This is a genomic window from Clostridium sp. AF20-7 (assembly GCF_003479275.1).
Taxonomy (GTDB): domain Bacteria; phylum Bacillota; class Clostridia; order Lachnospirales; family Lachnospiraceae; genus Otoolea; species Otoolea fessa.
In genome coordinates, this window is the sequence record NZ_QUGF01000013.1 from 43425 (window position 1) to 64422 (window position 20998).

17 protein-coding genes are annotated in these 20998 nt (G+C 49.7%); 10 read left to right on the top strand and 7 right to left on the bottom strand.

Annotation, left to right across the window (positions count from 1 at the left end):
- Positions 1-104: 104 nt before the first annotated feature.
- A complete protein-coding gene (locus DWX68_RS13155; RefSeq protein WP_118466995.1) occupies positions 105-1286 on the top strand; it encodes a ribose-phosphate pyrophosphokinase in 1182 nt (393 codons plus the stop codon).
- A gap of 122 nt (positions 1287-1408) precedes the next feature.
- On the opposite strand, the gene DWX68_RS13160 is transcribed toward DWX68_RS13155, so the two are convergent.
- From DWX68_RS13160 to asnS, 3 genes are all read right to left on the bottom strand, one after another.
- The gene (locus tag DWX68_RS13160) at positions 1409-3268 is read right to left on the bottom strand and encodes an AAA family ATPase (protein ID WP_118629822.1); all 1860 of its coding nucleotides are present in this window, start codon (positions 3266-3268) and stop codon (positions 1409-1411) included.
- 5 nt (positions 3269-3273) lie between these two features.
- On the bottom strand, positions 3274-4344 hold the full coding sequence (locus tag DWX68_RS13165; protein WP_118473002.1) for a DNA repair exonuclease: 1071 nt from the start codon (positions 4342-4344) through the stop codon (positions 3274-3276).
- Positions 4345-4471: 127 nt separating this feature from the next.
- Entirely contained in the window at positions 4472-5863 is a 1392-nt protein-coding gene (gene asnS, locus DWX68_RS13170; RefSeq protein WP_107001706.1) for an asparagine--tRNA ligase, read from the bottom strand.
- A gap of 350 nt (positions 5864-6213) precedes the next feature.
- On the opposite strand from asnS, the gene DWX68_RS13175 reads away from it, so the two are divergent.
- The 9 genes from DWX68_RS13175 to DWX68_RS13215 all read left to right on the top strand — a co-directional run bounded on the left by DWX68_RS13175 (position 6214) and on the right by DWX68_RS13215 (position 15746).
- Positions 6214-7077: a DUF6282 family protein gene (locus DWX68_RS13175; protein WP_107001705.1), complete on the top strand. Its 864-nt coding sequence runs from the start codon at positions 6214-6216 to the stop codon at positions 7075-7077.
- Positions 7078-7119: 42 nt separating this feature from the next.
- Complete coding sequence (locus DWX68_RS13180) at positions 7120-8199, top strand: TRAP transporter substrate-binding protein (protein WP_118482237.1); 1080 nt, start codon at positions 7120-7122, stop codon at positions 8197-8199.
- A 23-nt stretch (positions 8200-8222) separates the two neighbouring features.
- Positions 8223-8723, top strand: a complete 501-nt coding sequence (locus tag DWX68_RS13185; RefSeq protein ID WP_118482238.1) for a TRAP transporter small permease — start codon at positions 8223-8225, stop codon at positions 8721-8723.
- Positions 8720-10009, top strand: coding sequence for a TRAP transporter large permease (locus tag DWX68_RS13190; RefSeq protein ID WP_243027794.1), 1290 nt, complete (start codon positions 8720-8722; stop codon positions 10007-10009). Before DWX68_RS13185 ends, DWX68_RS13190 begins: the two co-directional genes overlap by 4 nt.
- A gap of 138 nt (positions 10010-10147) precedes the next feature.
- A complete protein-coding gene (locus DWX68_RS13195; protein ID WP_118629826.1) occupies positions 10148-11122 on the top strand; it encodes a LysR family transcriptional regulator in 975 nt (324 codons plus the stop codon).
- A 256-nt stretch (positions 11123-11378) separates the two neighbouring features.
- Entirely contained in the window at positions 11379-12653 is a 1275-nt protein-coding gene (locus DWX68_RS13200; protein WP_118629828.1) for a glucose-1-phosphate adenylyltransferase, read from the top strand.
- Positions 12650-13771 (top strand): glucose-1-phosphate adenylyltransferase subunit GlgD, encoded by a 1122-nt coding sequence (glgD, locus tag DWX68_RS13205; RefSeq protein WP_022359575.1) that lies wholly within the window; start codon positions 12650-12652, stop codon positions 13769-13771. The genes DWX68_RS13200 and glgD overlap by 4 nt, the downstream gene beginning before the upstream one ends.
- 36 nt (positions 13772-13807) lie before the next feature.
- On the top strand, positions 13808-14092 hold the full coding sequence (gene spoVG, locus DWX68_RS13210) for a septation regulator SpoVG (protein ID WP_118467740.1): 285 nt from the start codon (positions 13808-13810) through the stop codon (positions 14090-14092).
- A 157-nt stretch (positions 14093-14249) separates the two neighbouring features.
- Positions 14250-15746: a Na+/H+ antiporter NhaC family protein gene (locus DWX68_RS13215; protein WP_118466986.1), complete on the top strand. Its 1497-nt coding sequence runs from the start codon at positions 14250-14252 to the stop codon at positions 15744-15746.
- A gap of 61 nt (positions 15747-15807) precedes the next feature.
- Here DWX68_RS13215 and DWX68_RS13220 read toward each other — a convergent pair whose 3' ends face one another.
- The 4 genes from DWX68_RS13220 to DWX68_RS13235 all read right to left on the bottom strand — a co-directional run bounded on the left by DWX68_RS13220 (position 15808) and on the right by DWX68_RS13235 (position 20983).
- Positions 15808-16542 carry an ABC transporter substrate-binding protein gene (locus DWX68_RS13220; protein WP_243027795.1) on the bottom strand — a complete coding sequence of 245 codons (735 nt, stop codon included), beginning with the start codon at positions 16540-16542 and terminating at the stop codon, positions 15808-15810.
- A 429-nt stretch (positions 16543-16971) separates the two neighbouring features.
- Positions 16972-18132, bottom strand: a complete 1161-nt coding sequence (locus tag DWX68_RS13225; RefSeq protein ID WP_118629830.1) for an amidohydrolase family protein — start codon at positions 18130-18132, stop codon at positions 16972-16974.
- Between the two features lie 121 nt (positions 18133-18253).
- Positions 18254-19672, bottom strand: coding sequence for a sodium:solute symporter family protein (locus tag DWX68_RS13230; RefSeq protein WP_182432196.1), 1419 nt, complete (start codon positions 19670-19672; stop codon positions 18254-18256).
- A gap of 42 nt (positions 19673-19714) precedes the next feature.
- Positions 19715-20983 (bottom strand): amidohydrolase family protein, encoded by a 1269-nt coding sequence (locus DWX68_RS13235; RefSeq protein ID WP_118629834.1) that lies wholly within the window; start codon positions 20981-20983, stop codon positions 19715-19717.
- Between the last annotated feature and the right edge of the window lie 15 nt (positions 20984-20998).

A 20998-nucleotide genomic window follows, 5' to 3' on the forward strand; every position in this document is an offset into this window, starting at 1 on the left:
TGACTTATAAGGGACATAATGATATAAAAGAGACGTTAGAATGCGCTAACATATGCAAAAAAAGCGAATTAACAGAGAGTAAACAGGCTGGAGGAAAATGGAAAATGCTGTACGAAGAGAAAATCATTGAGACGATACCGGTAGGTCCGCTGGGACTGATTCCATTAAAGGGATGTGAGGAACTGGTAGGCAAGGTAGACAAATATCTGGTGGACTGGAGAAATGAGCGCGAGAGCGAGCACAAGACGACGATCGCATTTTCAGGTTATCAGAGAGACTCCTACATCATCGGGGCAAACACACCGAGATTTGGTTCCGGCGAGGCAAAGGGCGAGATCAAGGCGTCGGTGCGCGGCGATGATCTGTATCTGATCGTGGATGTCTGCAACTACAGCCAGACATATTCTCTGTGCGGCATGGTAAACCATATGTCCCCGGATGATCATTATCAGGATCTGAAACGTGTCATTGCGGCAGCAGGCGGAAAGGCACGCCGTATCAACGTAATCATGCCGTTCCTGTATGAGAGCCGCCAGCATAAGCGCTCCGGCCGTGAGTCCTTAGACTGCGCGCTGGCACTGGAAGAGCTGGTAGATATGGGCGTTGAGAATATCATTACCTTTGACGCACACGATCCGCGTGTCCAGAACGCGATTCCGCTCAAGGGTTTTGAGACCGTTCAGCCGATTTACCAGTTTATCAAATATCTGCTGAAAAATGAGAAAGAGCTGGAGATCGACAGCGATCACATGATGGTCATCAGCCCGGATGAGGGCGGCATGTCCCGCGCTGTCTTCTTCTCCAACGTGCTGGGACTCGACATGGGTATGTTCTACAAACGCCGCGATTACACCAGGATCGTCAACGGACGCAACCCGATCGTTGCCCATGAGTTCTTGGGATCCAGCGTAGAGGGCAAGGATGTCCTGATCATCGATGATATGATCTCCTCTGGCGAGAGCATGTTAGATGTAGCGAAGGAATTAAAGAGCCGCAAGGCGAGAAAGGTATTCGTGTGCGCGACCTTCGGTCTGTTTACCAACGGACTGCAGAAGTTTGACGAGTACTATGAGAACGGTCTGATCGACCGCGTCCTGACCACCAACCTGGTATACCAGACACCGGAGCTTCTCTCCAGACCGTACTATATCAGCGTCGATATGAGCAAATACATCGCGCTCATCATCGATAACCTGAACCACGATGCCTCCTTAAGCGAGCTGTTAAATCCGACTGGACGTATCAATAAGCTGCTGGCGAAGTATCGGGCGGGAATACGGGACTAAAAATAGACCTTTAAAATAGAAACAAAAAGAACGTCATTTCCGGACCAATACATGTCAGAAAATGGCGTTCTTTTTAATGTCATAGGAAACAGGCAATGTCACGGTTATGTACGAAAAGAGTCCTACAACCGCACTTCATGCACCGCAGCTCCTTCTTCCTTCAGCACCCGCATCTCCCTCTCATGACAAGTAAATACAAGAATCTGCCCGGAATAGGCGGTTGGCAGCCATTTGAGGACGGTTCTCAGGCGCTCGTCGTCGTAGAGGACGAAGCTGTCGTCAAAGATGAGCGGCAGCCTGTCTGCATCGCCCTGGATAAAGTGGGCGGCGGCGAGGCGCAGCGCCAGATAGATCTGGTCGGCGGTGCCGCTGCTGACCTGTTCAAGCGGGATCAGTTTCCGGCGGGTGTTTAAAAACGCATTCAGGTTCTCATCGATGCTGATGCTGGAATAAATTCCGCCGGTAATTCCGGCGATCAGGTCGGACGCAGTCTTATTTAAGTACAGGCCGAAAGAATCCCGGATGGTCGTGGAAAGCTCTTTTAAGGTATCAAGCGCCAGATCCACGGAGGCGATCTCCTGATGGATGCGCTCATTTTCATTTAAAATGTGTTTGAGCGCCGCTGCCCGGTCTTTGCAGGCAGATAGGTGCTCCAGCTTTTTCTCTAACTCCCACTGGACGCGCTGTTGTTCCTCGATGACAAGGCTGCAGTCATTCTGCTTTGCCATCAGCGCCGAGATCTGTTCGGAACGTTTTACCAGTGAATCCTCCGAGTTTGTAACGGCGTGGCAGAGCGTGATGAAGCGGTCCAGCCGCTGGGACAAAAGCTTCATGGATTCATCCGAAATCTCGGATTCGCCCAGGTGGCGGCGCAAAATCTCCGATAAAACAGAGGCACTTTTCTCCGCCTCCTGCCTGCGGCGGCTCCGGTGCCGTGTGACGCAGATTCCCAGCATGAGAAGCACAAGAGCGGCGACGCCAAATATGAGGGCGGTGGGACCAGCTCCCAGCCACGGGGACGGAAGCGGGAAGAACGCCAGATATCCGCAGTATGCCGCGCAGATAGCGCAAATTGCTGCTGCGACAAAGAAAAACACCTGGAAAAACCGGGATCCCTTGCTGGAGGAAGACACCTGTGCATGCTGATAGTCCTGGTAGAGTGTTTCAGCCTGACTGCGGTACGCCTCGATGGACGCCTCGTCCGTAAAGGAAAACTCATCCAGTACCTGACGGCTCTTCTGCAGCCGGTCGGATAAATCTTCTTTTTCTATTTTCTGATGTTCCAGTTCATTTCGGACCGAGTCACGCAGTTTTGAGTATTCCTGTAACTGATTCTCATATTTTGGCGAAGAAAGCTCGCGTTCCAGCGCGCGGATCTCGCTAAGAAGGGAGGTATAGTTGACCGAAGCCTCCGGGCTTAACTGGGATTCAAATTGTTTGCGCTGATTTTTCAGATAGGCGGTCGCCTTAGTGATATTGAGCGCCATATTGCCAGAGGTATTCATGTTAGCAATATAGTTTTTCAGTTCTGAAACCATGCCTTCATCGGTCGCACTCTTTAACTGGCTGATGCTGATGGTGTTGTTGTACATGGTTTCACTCATGCCGCCCAAAATTTCCTGCAAAACGGCGCGGCCGTCCGGTTCCTCGCGTCCGGTCGTCTCGTTGATGACGGTAAATTCCTTCTTATTTTTCTGGAACGAGCGCTCGATCCGGTAAATGGTGCCGTCGTCGGATTCAAGCCGGAGCTGCCCCTCGTAGGTGCCGCTGTTTTCCCACGGCTCATATTTGCTGTAGATGTCGTTTCTGGCGGCGCGCCCCCTCTGACGCTCGATGCCGAAGAGCATGCCGCGGATAAAGGTGTGGATCGTGGATTTGCCGGCTTCATTTTTACCGTAAATGACGTTTAACCCGTCCTCAAAGGAGACGGCTGTGTCATGAAATTTTCCAAACCCACTGATATAAAGATCAAGAAAACGCATGGAAGCTAACTCCTTTCATCGGTGGTGAGAAGCAGGGCGTGGATGCCGTAAAACAGCGCCTTTTTCTCCACCGGACTCATGTCCGGTTTTTTCAGTGCCTGGATGTAAAAGCCGATCATATCGCTTGGATGCTCGGCAAACAGGGCGGAAAAATCGTATTGCGGTTCCGTCTCATCGATGATATCCGCGATGCGGAAACGCAGCTTTAAGGCGTCCAGATCGAAGGAAATATCGGGATCGCGCATGCCCTGCACCTTGAAGCGGAAAATATTGTCATTGCCGCGCTGTTCGATCTCATGGGCGATTTTTAAGTACAGCTCCGTGTTGGTCGTATCCGGCGTGACGCGGACGATGAGCGGGATGTAGCGGAGCTTCGCCATCGGAATAAAGTCCAGTGTCGTTACCTGACAGCTTTCCGGGTCGATCTCGCCGTAAAGGATGCCGTGCCTGCCGGTCTCGGTCTTATCAAGCGGCTCCGGGGAACCGCAGTATGCCATCTTTTTGTCCAGTAGGATCTCTGGCCTGTGGATGTGCCCCAGTGCGATATACGAAAATCCGGAGGAAGCCAGCGCCGCCCGGTCAATCGGGACGTGGTTCGCGTCGCCGCCGTGCCCCAGCAGAATGTGGATTTTTCCATCCTCCGGCGCTTCAAGAGTATCGAGGCGCGGCTCCGGGATCTCCGCAGTATAGTAAGAAAAGCCGGTCACCTCGGTGTTGATATCCTCAAAATAGACGGATGAGACATCCTCACTTTCCAGAAACGTCACGTTGGAAGCCCAAGAAAAGCTTAAAACAGCTGAATTTTTGCGGATCCGGTCGTGATTGCCCGCGATGATGATAACCTGTGTCTGCGGGATCGTGGAAAACAGGTAATTGACCTCTTTCAGGTCGCGCAGCAGCGGCTGGCGGTGGAACAGATCCCCCGCGATGAACAGGCAGTCCACGCGCAGTTCCTTTGCCTTGGCGATGATGGCGGTAAACGTATCGCGGATATCGCGGCTGCGCTCCCGGCTCCAAGGCTTGTCGCTGTCCGGGGACATGCCCCAGTGGATATCGCCGGTATGGATAAATTTCACATTCTCTCCCCCTTTCAGGAGTCTGTCACTCCGTATGTACATATTGAAATAATAATAGAAAAGGGACTGCTGCAAATAGCAGAAAGCAGATTCCAGTATTTGCGACAGCCCCATAGTTGCTTATTGTTTACAGTTCACAGTTGTTTACGGTTCTCGGGAACGGAATGACATCGCGGATGTTGGAAACGCCGGTTAAGTACATCACGCAGCGCTCGAATCCAAGACCAAATCCGGAGTGTCTTGCGGAACCGTATTTACGCAGATCCAGATAGAAATCGTAGTCCTCCTTCTTGAGTCCAAGCTCGTCCATACGCGCCTCTAGCTTCTCTAAGCTGTCCTCACGCTGGCTGCCGCCGATGATCTCGCCGATGCCCGGTACGAGACAGTCCATCGCTGCAACGGTCTTGCCGTCCTCGTTCATCTTCATGTAGAATGCCTTGATCTCCTTCGGATAATCGGTAACGAAGACCGGTTTCTGGAAGATCTTCTCGGTTAAGTAGCGCTCATGCTCGGTCTGTAAGTCACAGCCCCAGAATACCTTGTAGTCGAATTCGTCGTTGTGCTCTTCGAGGATGCGGACGGCCTCGGTGTAGGTTACATGACCGAACTCGGAATTTAATACGTGGTTTAAGCGGTCAAGGAGTCCCTTGTCGATGAACTGGTTGAAGAAATTCATCTCTTCCGGTGCGTGCTCTAAGACGTAGCGGATGACATATTTTAACATATCCTCAGCAACTTCCATGTTGTCGTTCAGATCCGCAAATGCCATCTCCGGCTCGATCATCCAGAACTCAGCTGCATGACGGGTCGTGTTGGAGTTCTCTGCGCGGAAGGTCGGCCCGAAGGTGTAGATATTGCGGAATGCCATCGCGTAGGTCTCGCCGTTTAACTGACCGCTGACAGTTAAGTTAGTTGGTTTTCCGAAGAAATCCTGAGAGTAGTCAACCGTGCCGTCGTCCTTTTTCGGAACATTGTTCAGATCCATCGTGGTAACCTGGAACATCTCACCGGCGCCCTCGCAGTCACTTGCGGTAATCAGTGGAGTGTGGACATACACGAAATCGCGCTCCTGGAAATACTGATGGATCGCGTAAGCTGCCAGGGAACGTACACGGAACACAGCCTGGAAGGTGTTAGTTCTCGGACGCAGGTGGGAGATGGTACGCAGATACTCAAGGCTGTGGCGTTTCTTCTGAAGCGGATAATCCGAAGCGGACGGTCCCTCAACGGCTACCTCGGTCGCCTGAATCTCGAACGGCTGCTTTGCCTCCGGGGTCGCAACCAGGGTACCTTTTACGATAATGGATGCGCCTACGTTTAACTTGGAGATCTCCGCAAAGTTCGGCATTGTATCATGGTAAACAACCTGAAGCGTCTCAAAGTAGCTGCCATCGCTCACAACGATGAAGCCAAAGTTCTTGGAACCGCGCACGCTTCGTACCCAGCCGCCGATCTGAACTTCTTTGTCCAGATACGTCTCTCTGGAACGGTAAATTTCTCTTACAGTGGTTAAATTCATCTCAGTAAACTCCTTATTTTGCAAAATAAACTTTCTCATGCGGACTGCCCTGCAGTGTGCAGACCGTGTTTAACTTTCATTATACTGTATTTTTCTTGTAGATTCAAGGGACGGAGGGAAATTTGCGGGGGAAGAAACCTGCCCGTATAAAAAGTGACAGCTTTAAAAATTAACAGAAACAAATGCAAAAACAGAAGGAAAGGGCAGAAAACAAGCTGGGTATTGTGTCAACTCTGTGAATACTTGTTTTACAGAGACAAATGCCCGGTGTTAGAATGGGGATAAAGAAAGAAAACCGCGGAATACTTTCAAAGAGTCTATCAAACGGAAAGGGTGTAGACAGAAGAATTATGACTGAACTTGACGCAAATAAAAAAGCGGAAGAGCTTCTGAAAGGTGCGTACGATTTACATGTACATTCATCGCCCTCTGTTTTTCCGAGAGAATTGGATGGATTCCAGTTGATCCGGGAGGCAGACGCGGCAGGAATGGCGGGAGTGATGCTGAAAAGTCATTATGAATCAACGGCTTTGCGGGCAGAACTGATCAACCGCTACAGCGGCTGTAAGGCGAAAGCGTATGGCGGGCTCTGCCTCAACTGCCCGGCGGGCGGCTTGAATGTATACGCGGTGAAAAATGCATTGCGGGCGGGGGCAAAAATTGTATGGATGCCGACCCGGGATGCGAAAAACAGCCTAGTATTCGGAAACATGGAGGGAGATTTCTTCGACCGCAGGGGTATTACCATTCTGGAACAGGATGGAACATTAAAAGAATGCGTCTACGACATCATGGATGCTATCAAGGAAAAAGACGCATTTCTGGCAACAGGACATATCAGCCCGGAGGAATCCCTGATTTTATGCAGGGAAGGACGGAAACGGGGGGTCAATATGATTTTGACACATCCAGAGTTTCCAAGGACGAGGATAGGAAGAGACGATCAGGCGGAACTGGCGAAGCTGGGGGTTGTGATTGAGAAGAACTGGTTTAATCTGGCACAGAAAAGTGTGATGCCGGAAGAGATGGCAGAGACGATTCGGACCGTTGGAAGTGGACACGTATATCTGGCAACGGACCGAGGGCAGAAAGGGGCGCCGACACCCGTTTCGGAATTGAAACGGTTTATCGCCGTGATGCTGACCTGTGGGATTGCGGAAGCACAGATACGGGACATGGTCCAGAAGGTACCGGAAGAAGTGGTATGCAGATAAATTTATATAAATGCACATTTTTTAGAAGGAGGATTTTACATTATGAGGAAAGACAGAGTATTGGCAGGGGCATTAGCAGCAGTGACAGCGCTCAGCATGACAGCGTGCGGCGGCGGACAGGCAGGTGGTACCACACAGGCAGCGGCGGCAGGAACACAGGCGGCAGCCGAGAACACCGCTAACCCGAATGCCGAGACAACACTCAGCATCGGTTATACGACCGCAGCAAACGCGGATGATCCGTATCACTTTACTGCAACCAAGTTCAAAGAGATCGTGGAAGAGAAATCCGAGGGTAGAATTGCAGTCAACCTGTATGCGAGCAGTCAGCTTGGTTCCGAGCCGGAGATGTGGGAAGGCATGCAGACCGGAACATGCGACATGGCAGTCATGACGAATGCATATGTTTCTTCTTATGTACCGGCAAACGGCGCACTGGATCTTCCGTTCATTTTTAGCGATCTGGCACAGGCACGTGAGATCGTAGACGGCGATTTCGGTCAGTCCCTGATCGACAATATGGACGGAACAGGCGTTACATGTCTTGCATTTTCTGAGGGCGGATTCCGTCAGTTGTGTACAAAGGACAAAGAAATCAAAGCACCGTCCGATTTGAATGGACTGAAGATCCGCTGCATGGAGACAAAGATTTATCTGTCTGCTTACAAGGCGCTGGGTGTAAATGCAACCCCGATGGCATGGGGCGAGCTTTTAACCGCTCTGCAGCAGGGTACCGTAGATGGCTGTGACGCACCGTTAAGTGTATTATATACCAACGGTTTCCCGGATATCTGCAAATACATTGATAATGTAAACCTGTTCTATTCTCCACTTCCGGTATGTATTTCTACCAGCGTATATGAGTCCTTATCTGAGGAAGATCAGGCGATCTTAAAAGAAGCAGCACAGGAAGCAGCCAAAGAAACACGTGAAAATAACGATGCAACCGCTGAAAAGATGGAGTCGGATCTGACGTCTCAGGGCATGACGATTGTATCCTCTGAGGATGTAGATACAGAGGCATTCCAGAGTGCCGTACAGCCGTGCTATGACGAGATGGAATCCTACATCGGTTCTGAGTGGGTGGATCAGATTAAATCCCTGACCGGCACGGAGAGGTGATTGCAGAAAGAGGGTTTGACAGCATGAAAAAATTACAGCAGGTTTCAGACATAATTAATAAGTGCGTCAGTTACATAGGAATGGTGATTTTTATTATCCTGATTGTTGCCTGTGTGGCACAGGTGTTTTTCCGCTTCATTCTGAATAATTCATTGTCCTGGAGCGAAGAACTTGCCCGGTACTGCTTTATCTGGATGCATATGCTGGGGGCTTCCTTGTTGATTGAGGGAAGCGGACATGCTACAGTAACAGCAATCCTGGATCTGATGCATGGAACACTTCGAAAAATTGTCGATATTATCATTGAATTAGTTATCTTTTTTGATGGAACCGTAATGCTGTACGCAGGCTTAAAGCTTGCGTACAGCTCCAGAACCAACTTGAGCACCGCGCTTTCTGTCCCGATGTGGTGTATCAATTCCTCCGTGGCAGTCGGCGGAATCCTTTTGATGTTCCAGGCATTTGTAGCGATTGCGATGATCGTATCAGCGACAGAGAGAAAGGAGGATAAACCGGTATTATGACACTTGTATTAGTAGTATTATTCGGTCTGATGCTTTTGGGTATTCCGGTTGCATTTGCAATCCTTTCTGCCGGAATGGCATATCTGGCGACAACGGGGGGGAGTATGCTGGTAGTCGCACAGCGGCTGATTTACGGTCTTAACTCCTTCACACTGCTTGCAGTCCCACTGTTTATCTTGGTAGGAAACCTGATGGATTTCGGTGGTATTTCCAAACGTCTGACCGATTGGGCGAAGAGTATTTTAGGCTGGCTTCCGGGTGGCCTTGGAATTGTAACCGTATTCAGCTGCGCGATTTTTGCAGCGCTGACGGGCTCCGGTCCGGCGACGGTAGCGGCGATCGGTTCGATCATGCTTCCGTCTATGTTAAAGGCGGGTTATTCAAAAGATACCAGCGCCGGTCTGGTTGCATCGGCAGGTGCGCTGGGACCAATCATTCCGCCGAGTATTCCGATGATTATTTACGGCGTTACGATGAACCTGTCGATTCCGGCGATGTTCATGGCGGGCGTTATCCCGGGACTTGTCATTGCACTGGCGTTATCGTTAGTCAATGTCGTATTCGCATACAGGAATCCGGAGGTTCTGAAACATGCGAAGACGATGAAGTTTGATTTTAAAGAATCCATGAAATTGTTCTGGAAAGCGCTGGGCGCTCTGGGACTTCCGGTTCTGATTCTAGGCGGTATTTATGGCGGTATCTTTACCCCAACCGAATCCGCAGCGGTCGGCATTGTTTATGCGCTGATTCTGGGTTTTGCATTGAAAGAACTGAAAGTAAAAGATTTACCGAAGATCCTGATCAATTCCCTGAAAACATCGACAATGGTCAATTTCATCATCGCGGCGGCGTCCCTGTTCTCCTGGGTTGTATCGAAATCCCAGATCGGAATCGTGATTTCCAATGCATTTATCAGCTTCGTAGGTGGCAGCCAGGCACTTTATCTCTTCGTACTAGTTGTAGTGCTCTTAATTGTAGGCTGTCTGATGGATAACGTAGCGGCAACTCTGATTCTGGCACCAATTTTAATTCCGGTTGGAATTGCACTCGGATGTAATGAACTCCACATCGGTATGCTGTTCTGTATTTGCCTGGTAGTTGGATTCGTAACACCTCCGTTTGGATATAATCTGTTTACGGCGGTTTCGATTTCAGGCTTGAATTTTAAACAGATTGTAAAGGGAGCGCTTCCGTTCCTTTTGACGGAAATATTGCTTCTGTTTGTATTTGCATATGTACCGGGAATCATCACATGGCTTCCGAGACTAATGGGGTACGGATACTAAGTATTAGAAAAATACGTAAGAAAAAGGGGCTGTGAAAAGACAGCAGAAGAGACTTGAAAGGTCAATGCGCTGTTTTTTTACGGCTCCTTTTGGTTAGAATAAGAAAATAGATAGAACTGAGAACTGGCGGAGGAAACAATGAAAATAGGATTCGAAGTTTTTTTGGTGGTAGCCAGAGAAATGAGTATTACAAAAGCTGCAAATGAGCTTCATATTACACAGCAGTGCGCCAGCGATCATATAAAGAGGCTGGAAAAAGAGTATAATGTCGTGTTGTTTGAGCGGCGTCCCAAATTCCGTCTGACACAGGCGGGCGAGATCATGCTTCATAACCTGTTAAATATCCAGATTATGGAGACGAGTATGAGCCGGAGCCTGGCGGGGATAGCGGAGGGGACGGTGGGCGGTTTTACCTTGGGAATCAGTACATCCCGCGCGCCGATCATACTGCCCCGTGTGCTGCCGCGATATTACCAGTGTTACCCGAAGGTAAATATATCCTTTACGGAGGAGGACACACAGATTCTGGAGGAACGCCTGTTGAACGGACAGGTAGATTTATTTATCGGGGTCAATACGTCACCGCATCCGGATTATAAAATCCAGACCCTGACGACGGATGAGATCATCCTGGTTATCTCCGCCAAGCTTTTGAGGCGGGAATTTAGCGAGCAGGAGATCCGGCAGATGGAGGATGGGATTGATCTGAAACGGTTTTCCAACATTCCGTTTACGCAGAGTTTCAAGACCGGAAAAGTCAACCATGCGATTCAGGAATATCTGGACAGTTATAATGTAAAGCTTAATGTCATCTATAACATCAGTGATAGTGAGACGCAGATTCTGCTCTGCGCGTCCGGCATCTGTGCGGCGCTGTGCCCGAAAATGCTGCTGGCAGCCGCGTACCGTCACAATCAGACCTGTAAACCGGAGGATGAACTCTATATGTTCCCGATCCGGAACTTGGGACGGGAGTTAAAGATCGAGCTGGTCAGCCATCGGAATGCGATGCATCCGATGTATATACAGGACTTTGTCCATATCTTACAGGAGGAGTTGCCGCGGATTGCAGATTCGATGAGTCTGGAAGAATTGAGAAAGAGTATACAGTAAAAAAGCCTTGAATCGGAAATGCTTTTGAGTCAAAAGTGTCTCAGATTCAGGGCTTTTTTCAGTTCGCGGGAGGTTCACTCTCAGATTCCACATCCCGGAATTACGAAAATATTATGTAAAAGGAACGAAAAATGTCGGAAAATGTACAAAATTGGGACAAATTCTATTAAAAATTTGTTCACTATTTTCGTGAAGTATGTTATAATAAAAACAGGTTTAAAATACACATTATATGTGAGCATCGAGGGGTGATATCGTGATTAAAAAGGAAATGATAGCTATGCTGTTGGCAGGCGGACAGGGCAGTCGTCTGGGTGTCTTAACTCAAAAAGTAGCAAAACCTGCGGTTTCTTTCGGAGGAAAGTATCGAATCATCGATTTTCCGTTAAGTAACTGTATCAATTCGGGAGTGGACACGGTAGGCGTTCTGACCCAGTATCAGCCGCTGCGGCTGAATGCACATATTGGAATCGGTATTCCGTGGGATCTGGACCGCAACGTAGGTGGTGTGACGGTACTTCCGCCGTATGAGCGGAGCAAAGGAAGCGATTGGTACACCGGTACGGCGAACGCGATCTACCAGAATCTGGAATACATGGAAACGTACAATCCAGAGTATGTGCTGATTTTGTCCGGCGACCACATCTACAAGATGGACTACGAGGTAATGCTGGAATACCACAAAGCAAACAATGCGGATGTGACGATCGCGGCGATGCAGGTTCCGATGGAGGAGGCAAGCCGTTTCGGTATCGTTATAACCGATGACAACAACCGCATTACGGAGTTTGAGGAGAAACCGGCGAATCCGCGCAGCAATTTAGCTTCCATGGGTATTTACATATTCAGCTGGAAGGTGCTCAAGGAAGCGCTCATCAAGCTCTCGGACGAGCCTGGATGTGATTTTGGAAAGCACATTATCCCGTATTGCCATGCAGCTGGAAAACGTATCTTCGCATACGAGTACAACGGCTACTGGAAAGATGTCGGAACCCTTGGCTCCTACTGGGAGGCAAACATGGAACTGATCGACATCATTCCGGAGTTCAACCTGTATGAAGAATACTGGAAGATTTACACGAAGAGCGATATTATTCCCCCACAATTTATATCGGAGCAGTCCAAGATAGAACGCAGTATCATCGGCGAGGGCACCGAGGTATACGGCGAAGTCATTAACTCGGTCATCGGAGCAGGCGTTACGATCGGAGAAGGTGCGGTGATCCGTGATTCGATCATCATGAAGGGCACGACGATCGGCTCTGGCACGGTTGTGGATAAGGCGATCGTGGCGGAGGACGTTACCATCGGTGAGAATGCCGAGGTCGGCGTCGGAGAATATGCCGAGAGCAAGTACGACAAGAAGGTATATCAGTTCGATCTGGTAACGATCGGAGAGCGCTCCGTGATACCGGATGGAGTGAAGATAGGACGGAACACAGCGATTTCCGGTGTGACGACGGCAGACGATTATCACGGCGGCGAGCTGGAGAGCGGCGATTATATCATAAAGGCAGGTGGAATACAATGAGAGCGATCGGGATTGTTTTAGCTGGCGGCAACAGCAAGAGAATGAGAGAATTATCCAATAAGAGAGCCATCGCAGCGATGCCTATCGCAGGCAGCTACCGCAGTGTCGATTTTGCTCTGAGCAATATGAGCAATTCCCACATCCAGAGTGTGGCGGTACTGACGCAGTACAACTCCCGTTCCCTGAATGAGCACTTGAGTTCTTCCAAGTGGTGGGATTTCGGACGTAAGCAGGGCGGCATGTATGTATTCACACCGACGATCACGGCAGAGAGCAGCGACTGGTACCGCGGTACCGCAGATGCGCTGTATCAGAACCTCGATTTCTTAAAGAAAAGTCATGAGCCGTATGTGGTCATTGCAGGCGGCGACTGTGTCTATAAATTGGATTACGGCAAGGTACTGGAGTATCATATTGAAAAGAAAGCGGATATTACCGTAGTATGCAAGGAGATGCCTCCGGAGGAGGACGTTACCCGCTTCGGTCTGGTGAAGTTAAATGATGACGGACGTATCACAGATTTTGAGGAAAAACCGATGCTGGCGACCTCCAGCATGATCTCCTGCGGTATCTATGTAATCCGCCGCCGTCAGCTCATCGAACTTCTGGAGCGCTGTGCAGCAGAGGATCGGTATGATTTTGTTACCGATATTTTAGTCAGATATAAGAACCTCAAACGCATTTACGCGTATAAGTTAGGAACTTACTGGAGCAACATCGCTTCGGTTGATTCGTACTACAAGACGAACATGGATTTCCTAAAACCGGATGTACGCCACTATTTCTTCAAGGAATACCCGGAGATCTACTCCAAGGTAGATGATCTTCCGCCGGCAAAATACAATCCGGGTGCAAATGTCAAGAACAGCCTGGTATCCAGCGGCTGTATCTTAAATGGTACGGTGGAGAACTCGGTTCTGTTTAAGAAGGTATATGTAGGCAATAACTGTATCATCCGGAATTCTGTTATTTTAAATGATGTTTACATCGGGGACAATACAGTGATTGAGAATTGTATTGTAGAGAGCCGTGATACGATCCGCGCCAACACGACGCACATCGGTACGCCGGAAGATGTAAAGATTGTCATTGAGAAGAACGAGCGGTTTACATTATAGGGTACATCAAAGAACAGACGGAAGGGGTAAATGGGTATGCAGATTACAGACGTAAGAGTGCGGCGGATAGAGAAGGAAGGTAAGATGAAAGCCATCGTATCCATCACACTTGACAATGAATTTGTGGTTCATGATATCAAGGTTATTGAGGGAGAGAAAGGACTTTTTATTGCTATGCCGAGCCGTAAGGCTGCGGATGGAGAATACCGGGATATTGCCCACCCGATTAATTCGGGAACCAGAGACATGATTCAGAATGTCATTCTTGCCAAATACGAGGCGACAGCTCTGGAACTGGCAGAGCTGGAGAAAGCAGAATAAAAAGCAGGAAAAGAAAGTAAAAAGAGAGAAAATATGAAAAAATGTCCCCGGACACGCTGGACAAAGTGCCCGGGGGCATTTATTATGTAGATACAGTATGCTCAAAAACGGGCGGAATTTGCCCGAATGTGTACAGATAATCCATAAGGGGGTAATTATGAGCGGTACGATTTTTTCTTTAATACCGCCTATCGTAGCCATTGCGCTTGCATTGATTACGAAAGAGGTGTACCTGTCTCTGCTGATAGGTATTATGTCGGGCGCGTTTTTATTTACGGGTCCAAATCCGCTTCATGCGGTGGAAACAATGATCGCGATCATGGGCGAGAAGATCGGGGGCAATGTCAACATTCTGCTTTTCCTGGCATTTCTCGGCATCGTGGTAGCACTGATCACAAAGTCTGGTGCGTCGAAGGCTTATGGTGAGTGGGCGTCCCACGCGATCCGCACGAAGAAGGGCGCGCTGTTTGCAACCATGTTCCTCGGAATGCTGATTTTCGTGGATGACTATTTTAACTGCCTGACCGTCGGCACGGTTATGCGTCCGGTGACGGACAAGCACAAGATCACACGTGCGAAGTTAGCCTACATCATCGATGCGACGGCGGCGCCGATCTGTATCATCGCGCCGATCTCAAGCTGGGCGGCAGCGGTCGGTTCTTCGCTTCCGGAAGACAGCGGGGTGGACGGCTTCAGTCTGTTCCTTCACACGATTCCGTTTAATCTGTATGCGCTTCTCACGATCTGCTTCATGCTCTTTTTGGTAGCAGGCGATTTTGATTTCGCGGCGATGAAACGCTATGAAGAACAGGTGAAAAAGACCGGAAAAGAGACGACGGTCGAGGCGGAGGCGATGGAGATCTCCGGCAACGGAAAGGTTATCGATCTGATTCTTCCGATCCTGGTCCTGATTGCGTTCTGCGTCAGCGGTATGCTGTATACAGGTGGCATCCTGGACGGCGTTGGTCTGGTTGAGGCGTTCGCCAACTGTGATTCGGCACTGAGCCTGGTGCTTGGTTCCTTCTTCACCCTGGTGTTTATCTTTGTATTTTACATGATCCGCCGTGTCATCCGGTTCAATGAGTTCTGTGAATCCTTCACGATCGGCGTCAAGGCGATGATCCCGGCGATCATGATTCTGTGCCTTGCCTGGACTCTGTCTGGTATCTGCAGTGCGGATTACTTAAACATCGGCGGCTATGTCAAAGAGGTAGTGGGCGGCAATGCGCTGGTCGGCTCCCTGATGCCGGCCCTGATGTTCGTCATCGCGGCGGGGCTGGCGTTCTCGACTGGTACGTCCTGGGGTACCTTCGGTATTCTGCTTCCGATTGCATTTGCGGTGGTTGGCGCTGAAAATATGAACAGCCTTACAATCGTGACGGCTTCGATTCTGGCAGGTGCGGTCTGCGGCGACCATGTTTCCCCGATCTCGGATACGACCATCCTTGCGTCGGCTGGCGCCCAGTGCCACCACATCAACCACGTATCGACCCAGATCCCGTATGTGCTGTGCGTAGCGGCGTGCTGTTTCCTCGGTTATCTGGCAGCCGGAATTACCGCCAATGGCTGGGTGGGAACCGGCGTGGGATTCGCAGCGCTGATTGTGGTTCTGGTTATTCTGGATCGAAAGAATAAAGGGACGAAAGAGGCGTAAAAGCATCGGCAGTAAACGAAAATTGGTTCGTTTACTGCCGATTTTTGCGTTTATGCTATATCTATACAACCGCCGGCTCCAGGAGAAGCTTGCCGGTTTTGTAGCGTTCTTTGCTGAATAACTTGATATCCATGCTGTCCTCCTGCCCGGCGAGATCCTGTAAGCAGGCATCTACCTTACCCTGTTCCAGGGATTCATAACAGGTAGTGATGGTATCGTGTACCTCGATGCAGGATTCTGGGAAATTTGCCTGTGCGTACATGTGGGAGGCAGTTCCTTTTTCAACTGCTACCTTGTAGTCACCGCTTCGGAGTGCTTCTTCGCCGGTAATCTCTTTCGGACTGCTTTCGGTATTGACCATGACAACCTGGCCTGCGTCATAATATGTCTTGGAGAAGTTCATGACCTCTTTTCTCTGGTCGGTTGCACACAGGGCAGCCATGCCTATATCCAGCTTTCCCTCTGCCAGGGAGGCAGTCAGTGCGGAATAATCCATAACCTGGATATCACCGTCCAGCTCAAATCCCAGATAATCTTTCAGGGCGTTCATCATATCGATATCAAACCCAATCAATGTGGTTCCGTCTGTGTCGTAGTAAGTAAACGGCGCGAACAGTGCGGTGGTACCGAATTTAAGCTTTACGCCTTTCAGCGCGTCCTTGGCGCCAGCGCTGGTTTCTTTCGTTTCATCGGAGGAAGCGGTCGTATCTTCCGCTGGGGCATCGGTAGCAGCTGCGGTTGTTTCTGCCGGAGCAGAAGACTGTCCGCATCCTGCCATTGCCGTTGCTGTTATCACCTTTTTTTCATAATGGTTCCTCCTCTTTTTCAGCTGTGCCCGCGGTAAGCCGGCACGTGATCAGTTGCCATATAAATAAAAACAAGGACGCATTCATCGTAAAAGAGATGCGCCCTTGCAATTATTTTCTGTTATGTTTATTCTGCTTTTCCTGAATTGATGCCAATTATACGTGCGGTTTTTCGATATGTCAACTGAAAAATCTGCCATTTGTGTTATATATTGAAAAATTTTGCGTAATTTATATCAAAAAAATGATATCGAAAGTAATTTGCTGGAAAAAATCAAACAGAATGCGGTAATGTATGAAAAAATATTCAATATACGATAAATAAACGAGGCGATTTTTCGCTGAAATGAAAAAACTGCGCGCGTATTAGGGGGAACGAAATACGCACGCAGTTATCCGCTATAGGAATTGGATAAATGTCAAATAAGAACCCCCTCTTTGTAGACACTGTACAGATGGTCGGTAAACGCGTGCAGGTCATCGAGCGGGTTAGCATCCAGAATCAGGATGTCCGCCAGTTTTCCAGCCTCGATCGAGCCGCGCTGTGTGCCGATGCCGAGTTCGTTGGCAGCTGCGATGGTCGCACACCGGATGACATCTGCGTTTGGCATGCCGTATTCGTGCATGGTAAACATTTCCAGGTAGGCGGACGGGTGCGGACCAAAGTTGGCAGAGCCGGCGTCACTTCCGAGAATGATTTTCACACCGATTTCCATTGCCTTTTTAAAGGATTTCCGCTGGTTTTCAGCGACTACCTTTGCTTTTTCTACAATCACATCAGCGATGATGCCTTCGCTCTCTACAAGACTCTTGTAAACGGCTACCGTCGGTACCCAGCACTGTCCATGTTCCTTCATTTTTAGAAGGATTTCTTCGGTCATTTCAGCGCCGTGCTCGATCGTATCGATGCCAGCGTCCACGCATTTGGAGATGGCGTCATAGGAGAGCGCATGGGCGGCTACCTTCATATTCAGGCGGTGCGCCTCATACACCAGTGTTTCCAGTTCTTTCGGCGAATACATACACGGACCGACATCTTCCAGACCGGCAGCTCCGCCGCTCGCCATGATTTTTGCCCAGTGGATCGGCGGGATTGACATTTCGATATCATAGCCCTTTAAGCGCTTGATGCGATCGATCAGCTGTGCCTCCGTATTTGCGATAAAACCAATCATCGGGCAGTGTCCGTAGGAACCCTGGATGGCGCTTCCGGCAGGAAGAATATTGGCGCCCTGAATAATTCCACGGTTGATCGCGCTTGCCAGCGGAATGGCGGCGTCATCGTGGGAGCCGACATCCCGGACGGTGGTAACGCCCGCTTTCAGGGAATCCATTGCGCCGCGGACACCCTTTGCAAAGCAGACATAGTTGCCGTCCTTGATGGTATCCCCCATCGGATCCGGGGAAGTACCATCCCAGACAAGGTGGACATGGGCGTCCATGACGCCAGGAGTCAGATATTTGCCGGTACAGTCGACCGCGTCCGCTCCGTCCGGGGCTTTTTCGTCCAGTGAAACGATTTTTTTGTTTTCAATTTTAACATCAGCTGAGAAAAAGGTTCCTTTTTCTACATCCAGCACGTGTGCATTTTTCAGATAAAAAGCAATGAAATCCCTTCTTTCTTAATGGAAACGGCAGTTCCAAACGCGGTGGAAAATTGCAGTCGCGCTGGGACTGCCGGTTAAACACAATGAGTATTATTTATGCAGCTTCGCCTGCCAGTGTTTTCTGTGTGCAGGCAGATACGATAACGAGTACCAGGATAGAGATAGGAGCTGCAATCAGAGCACTCTGATATCCGCCCGGGCATCCGAGGAGTTCCCAGGTAAGTGTTGCAATCGCGCCGCAAAGCATGGACAGGAAGCCAGCCGGACGGGTTACTTTCTTAGAGAACATGGAGCCGAGGACTGCTGGTGTGATGCTGGCGCCGATCATGGTGTAAGACCAGTTCTGAAGCGCCAGAATTGTCGGGAAGAAGTTTAAAATAATCAGGGCGATGATACCGATTAAAGCAGTACCGATCCGGTTTACCCAGAGTGTCTGGGAGTCGCCCGGAGTTTTATTGATATACTGTTTGTAGAAGTCATACGTAACACTGGTTCCACAGGTCAGCAGGTAAGAAGTACCGGTTGTGATGATGAATGCGGTGGAAGCTGCTAACAGCATGCCGCCGATGAATGTCGGAATAATCGTCGTGGTAGACAGGAAGGACATACCTGCGTCAATGTTGGTACCAAATAAAACGCTTCCGGTGAAGGCGATGATGCCGACGCACGGCATAACGATGAGCGCCATAACGCCCCATCCGATGATGGCGTTTCTGGCTGTCTTATCAGTCTTGGCAGCGGTCAGACGGGTATAGAAGTTCTGGTCGCCGGTCTCAAGAAGGATAAGCGGCAGGAAAGAACCGATCCAGATGATGATGTTGCGTCCGCCGAAGAAGGAAAGCTTATTCGGGTCGATTGCAGCTGCGGTAGCGGTGATGGACTCCCAGCCGCCTCCGGCTTTGAGGACAAACGGAATACCGACGATACAACAGGCAACGATTAGGAATGCGCTGACTGCATCTGTCCATGCAACGGAGAAAAGACCGCCGGTAACAGAGAGGACAATAATGATAATAGTTGCGATCACGGTAGAGGTTTTCGGATCAATACCGGTTGTAATATTTAAAACGTATCCAAATCCTTTGTACTGTGAAGCAATGATACCAGCCATACCGAAGAGGTTGATGACAGAACCTAGGATCCGGGTCTCAGCGCCGTATTTCTGCTGGAGAATCTGCGGTACGGTAAAACAATTGCTCTTTCGAATCTGCTTGTATACACACATATAGATGATACAGAAAACGATGAACGGGATAACCCACTGGATACCAGCCCAGTAGCCGTAGTTGTAAGCGAGCGAGTTGCCGCCGCCGGTGATGGTTCCGCTTCCGACGGAAGTTGCGAGCAGTGTTCCCATTAAGACGAACGGACCTAAGCTTCGACCGGCGAGTGCATAGTCTTCACTGCTTTTTATTTTTTTTGATGCCCAGGCGCCGATTCCAATCATAACACCAAAATAAACAATAACGAAAATCAACAGGTGAGGGGCAGTTTTAAGTTCCATAAATGTCATAGTCATTTCCTCCTTGCTGTAATGGTTCAGAATGCGTTTTATTTATTCTACATTCAGATAACTTTTCGCTTCATAGACGGTGCCCTCTTTCATGACAAAGGAGCAGTCGCGCAGGGCGTCCTTGTCGGTGAGAAGATCCCGCTTCCATCCGGCGATATCGGCGTATTTGCCTTTTTCGATAGTGCCGGTGATGGAGTCAATTTCACAGATTTCTGCGTTATTTTTCGTGGCAGCCTGTAAGATGCGGAAAGCATCCATGCCGCTCTCCATCATGCAGCGGAATTCCATGCCGCTTTCATAATTCTGGTAAGCAGCGACGAAATCGGTGCCGTAGCCCAACTTGATGTGGCTGTCCACGATGATTTTCCGACCTTTCTGCATCCGTTCCTGATAAATTCCCAGCTTGCGCTGAAATTCCGGGGACTTCTGTGCCATTTTTTTCGGATCCGGATAAATCGCTTCATGGAACGGGCTGAAGGTAGGAACCAGATAGGTTCCGGTCTGTTCAAACATTTCGGCGGATTCTTCATCCATGAGGGAGCCGTGCTCGATTCCCGTGATACCGAAGCCCATCAGTTTTTTCATGAGGCGCGGTCCGTAGGCGTGAGCCGTGACCGGAATCCGGAGTTCTCTGGCGGTATCGAAAATCGCTTTAAATTCCGCATCATTTAACTGGATGTCGTCCGGATCATCATACGGAGTAGCAAATCCGCCGGTTGCCATGATTTTGATAAAATCGGCGCCGAGCTTTTTCTCCCGCCGGACCGCTGCTGTGAAGAAATCCGGTCCATTTCCAAGCCCGGAATACTGGTGTTCCATGAAATCACAGAGAACCGGGTTGCTCCGGACGGTCTGCGTCATGTCCGCATGGCTTCCGGTTGTACCGAGAAGATGCGGGGCAACAACCAGGCGGGCGCCAGGGAGATATCCCTCGTTGATTGCCCGTTTGACGTCGAGTTCATAGGATTCCCGGAACCATCCCATTGAGCGGATAGTTGTGAAACCGCCGTGCAGGGCACGTTCGGCGGTGCAATAGGTGGCGAGTGTGCGGTAACCGTCGGAGTTGTAGATGGTATCGCTGTAGACATCGCGCCAGTTGAAAAATTCCGGGTGCATATGAGCGTCGATCATGCCGGGAGTCACGGTCAGGTGGCTTAAATCCAAGATTTCAGTTCCTTCCGGACATGGGAGGTTGCTACCGACTTCTTCAATGTATTTGCCGTGGACCAGAATTTCTGCGTGCTCAAGAAAACGAGCTTCCAGTCCGGTATATAATTTTCCGCATAGAATTTTAATCCATTTATCCGACATATACCTACCTCCTGT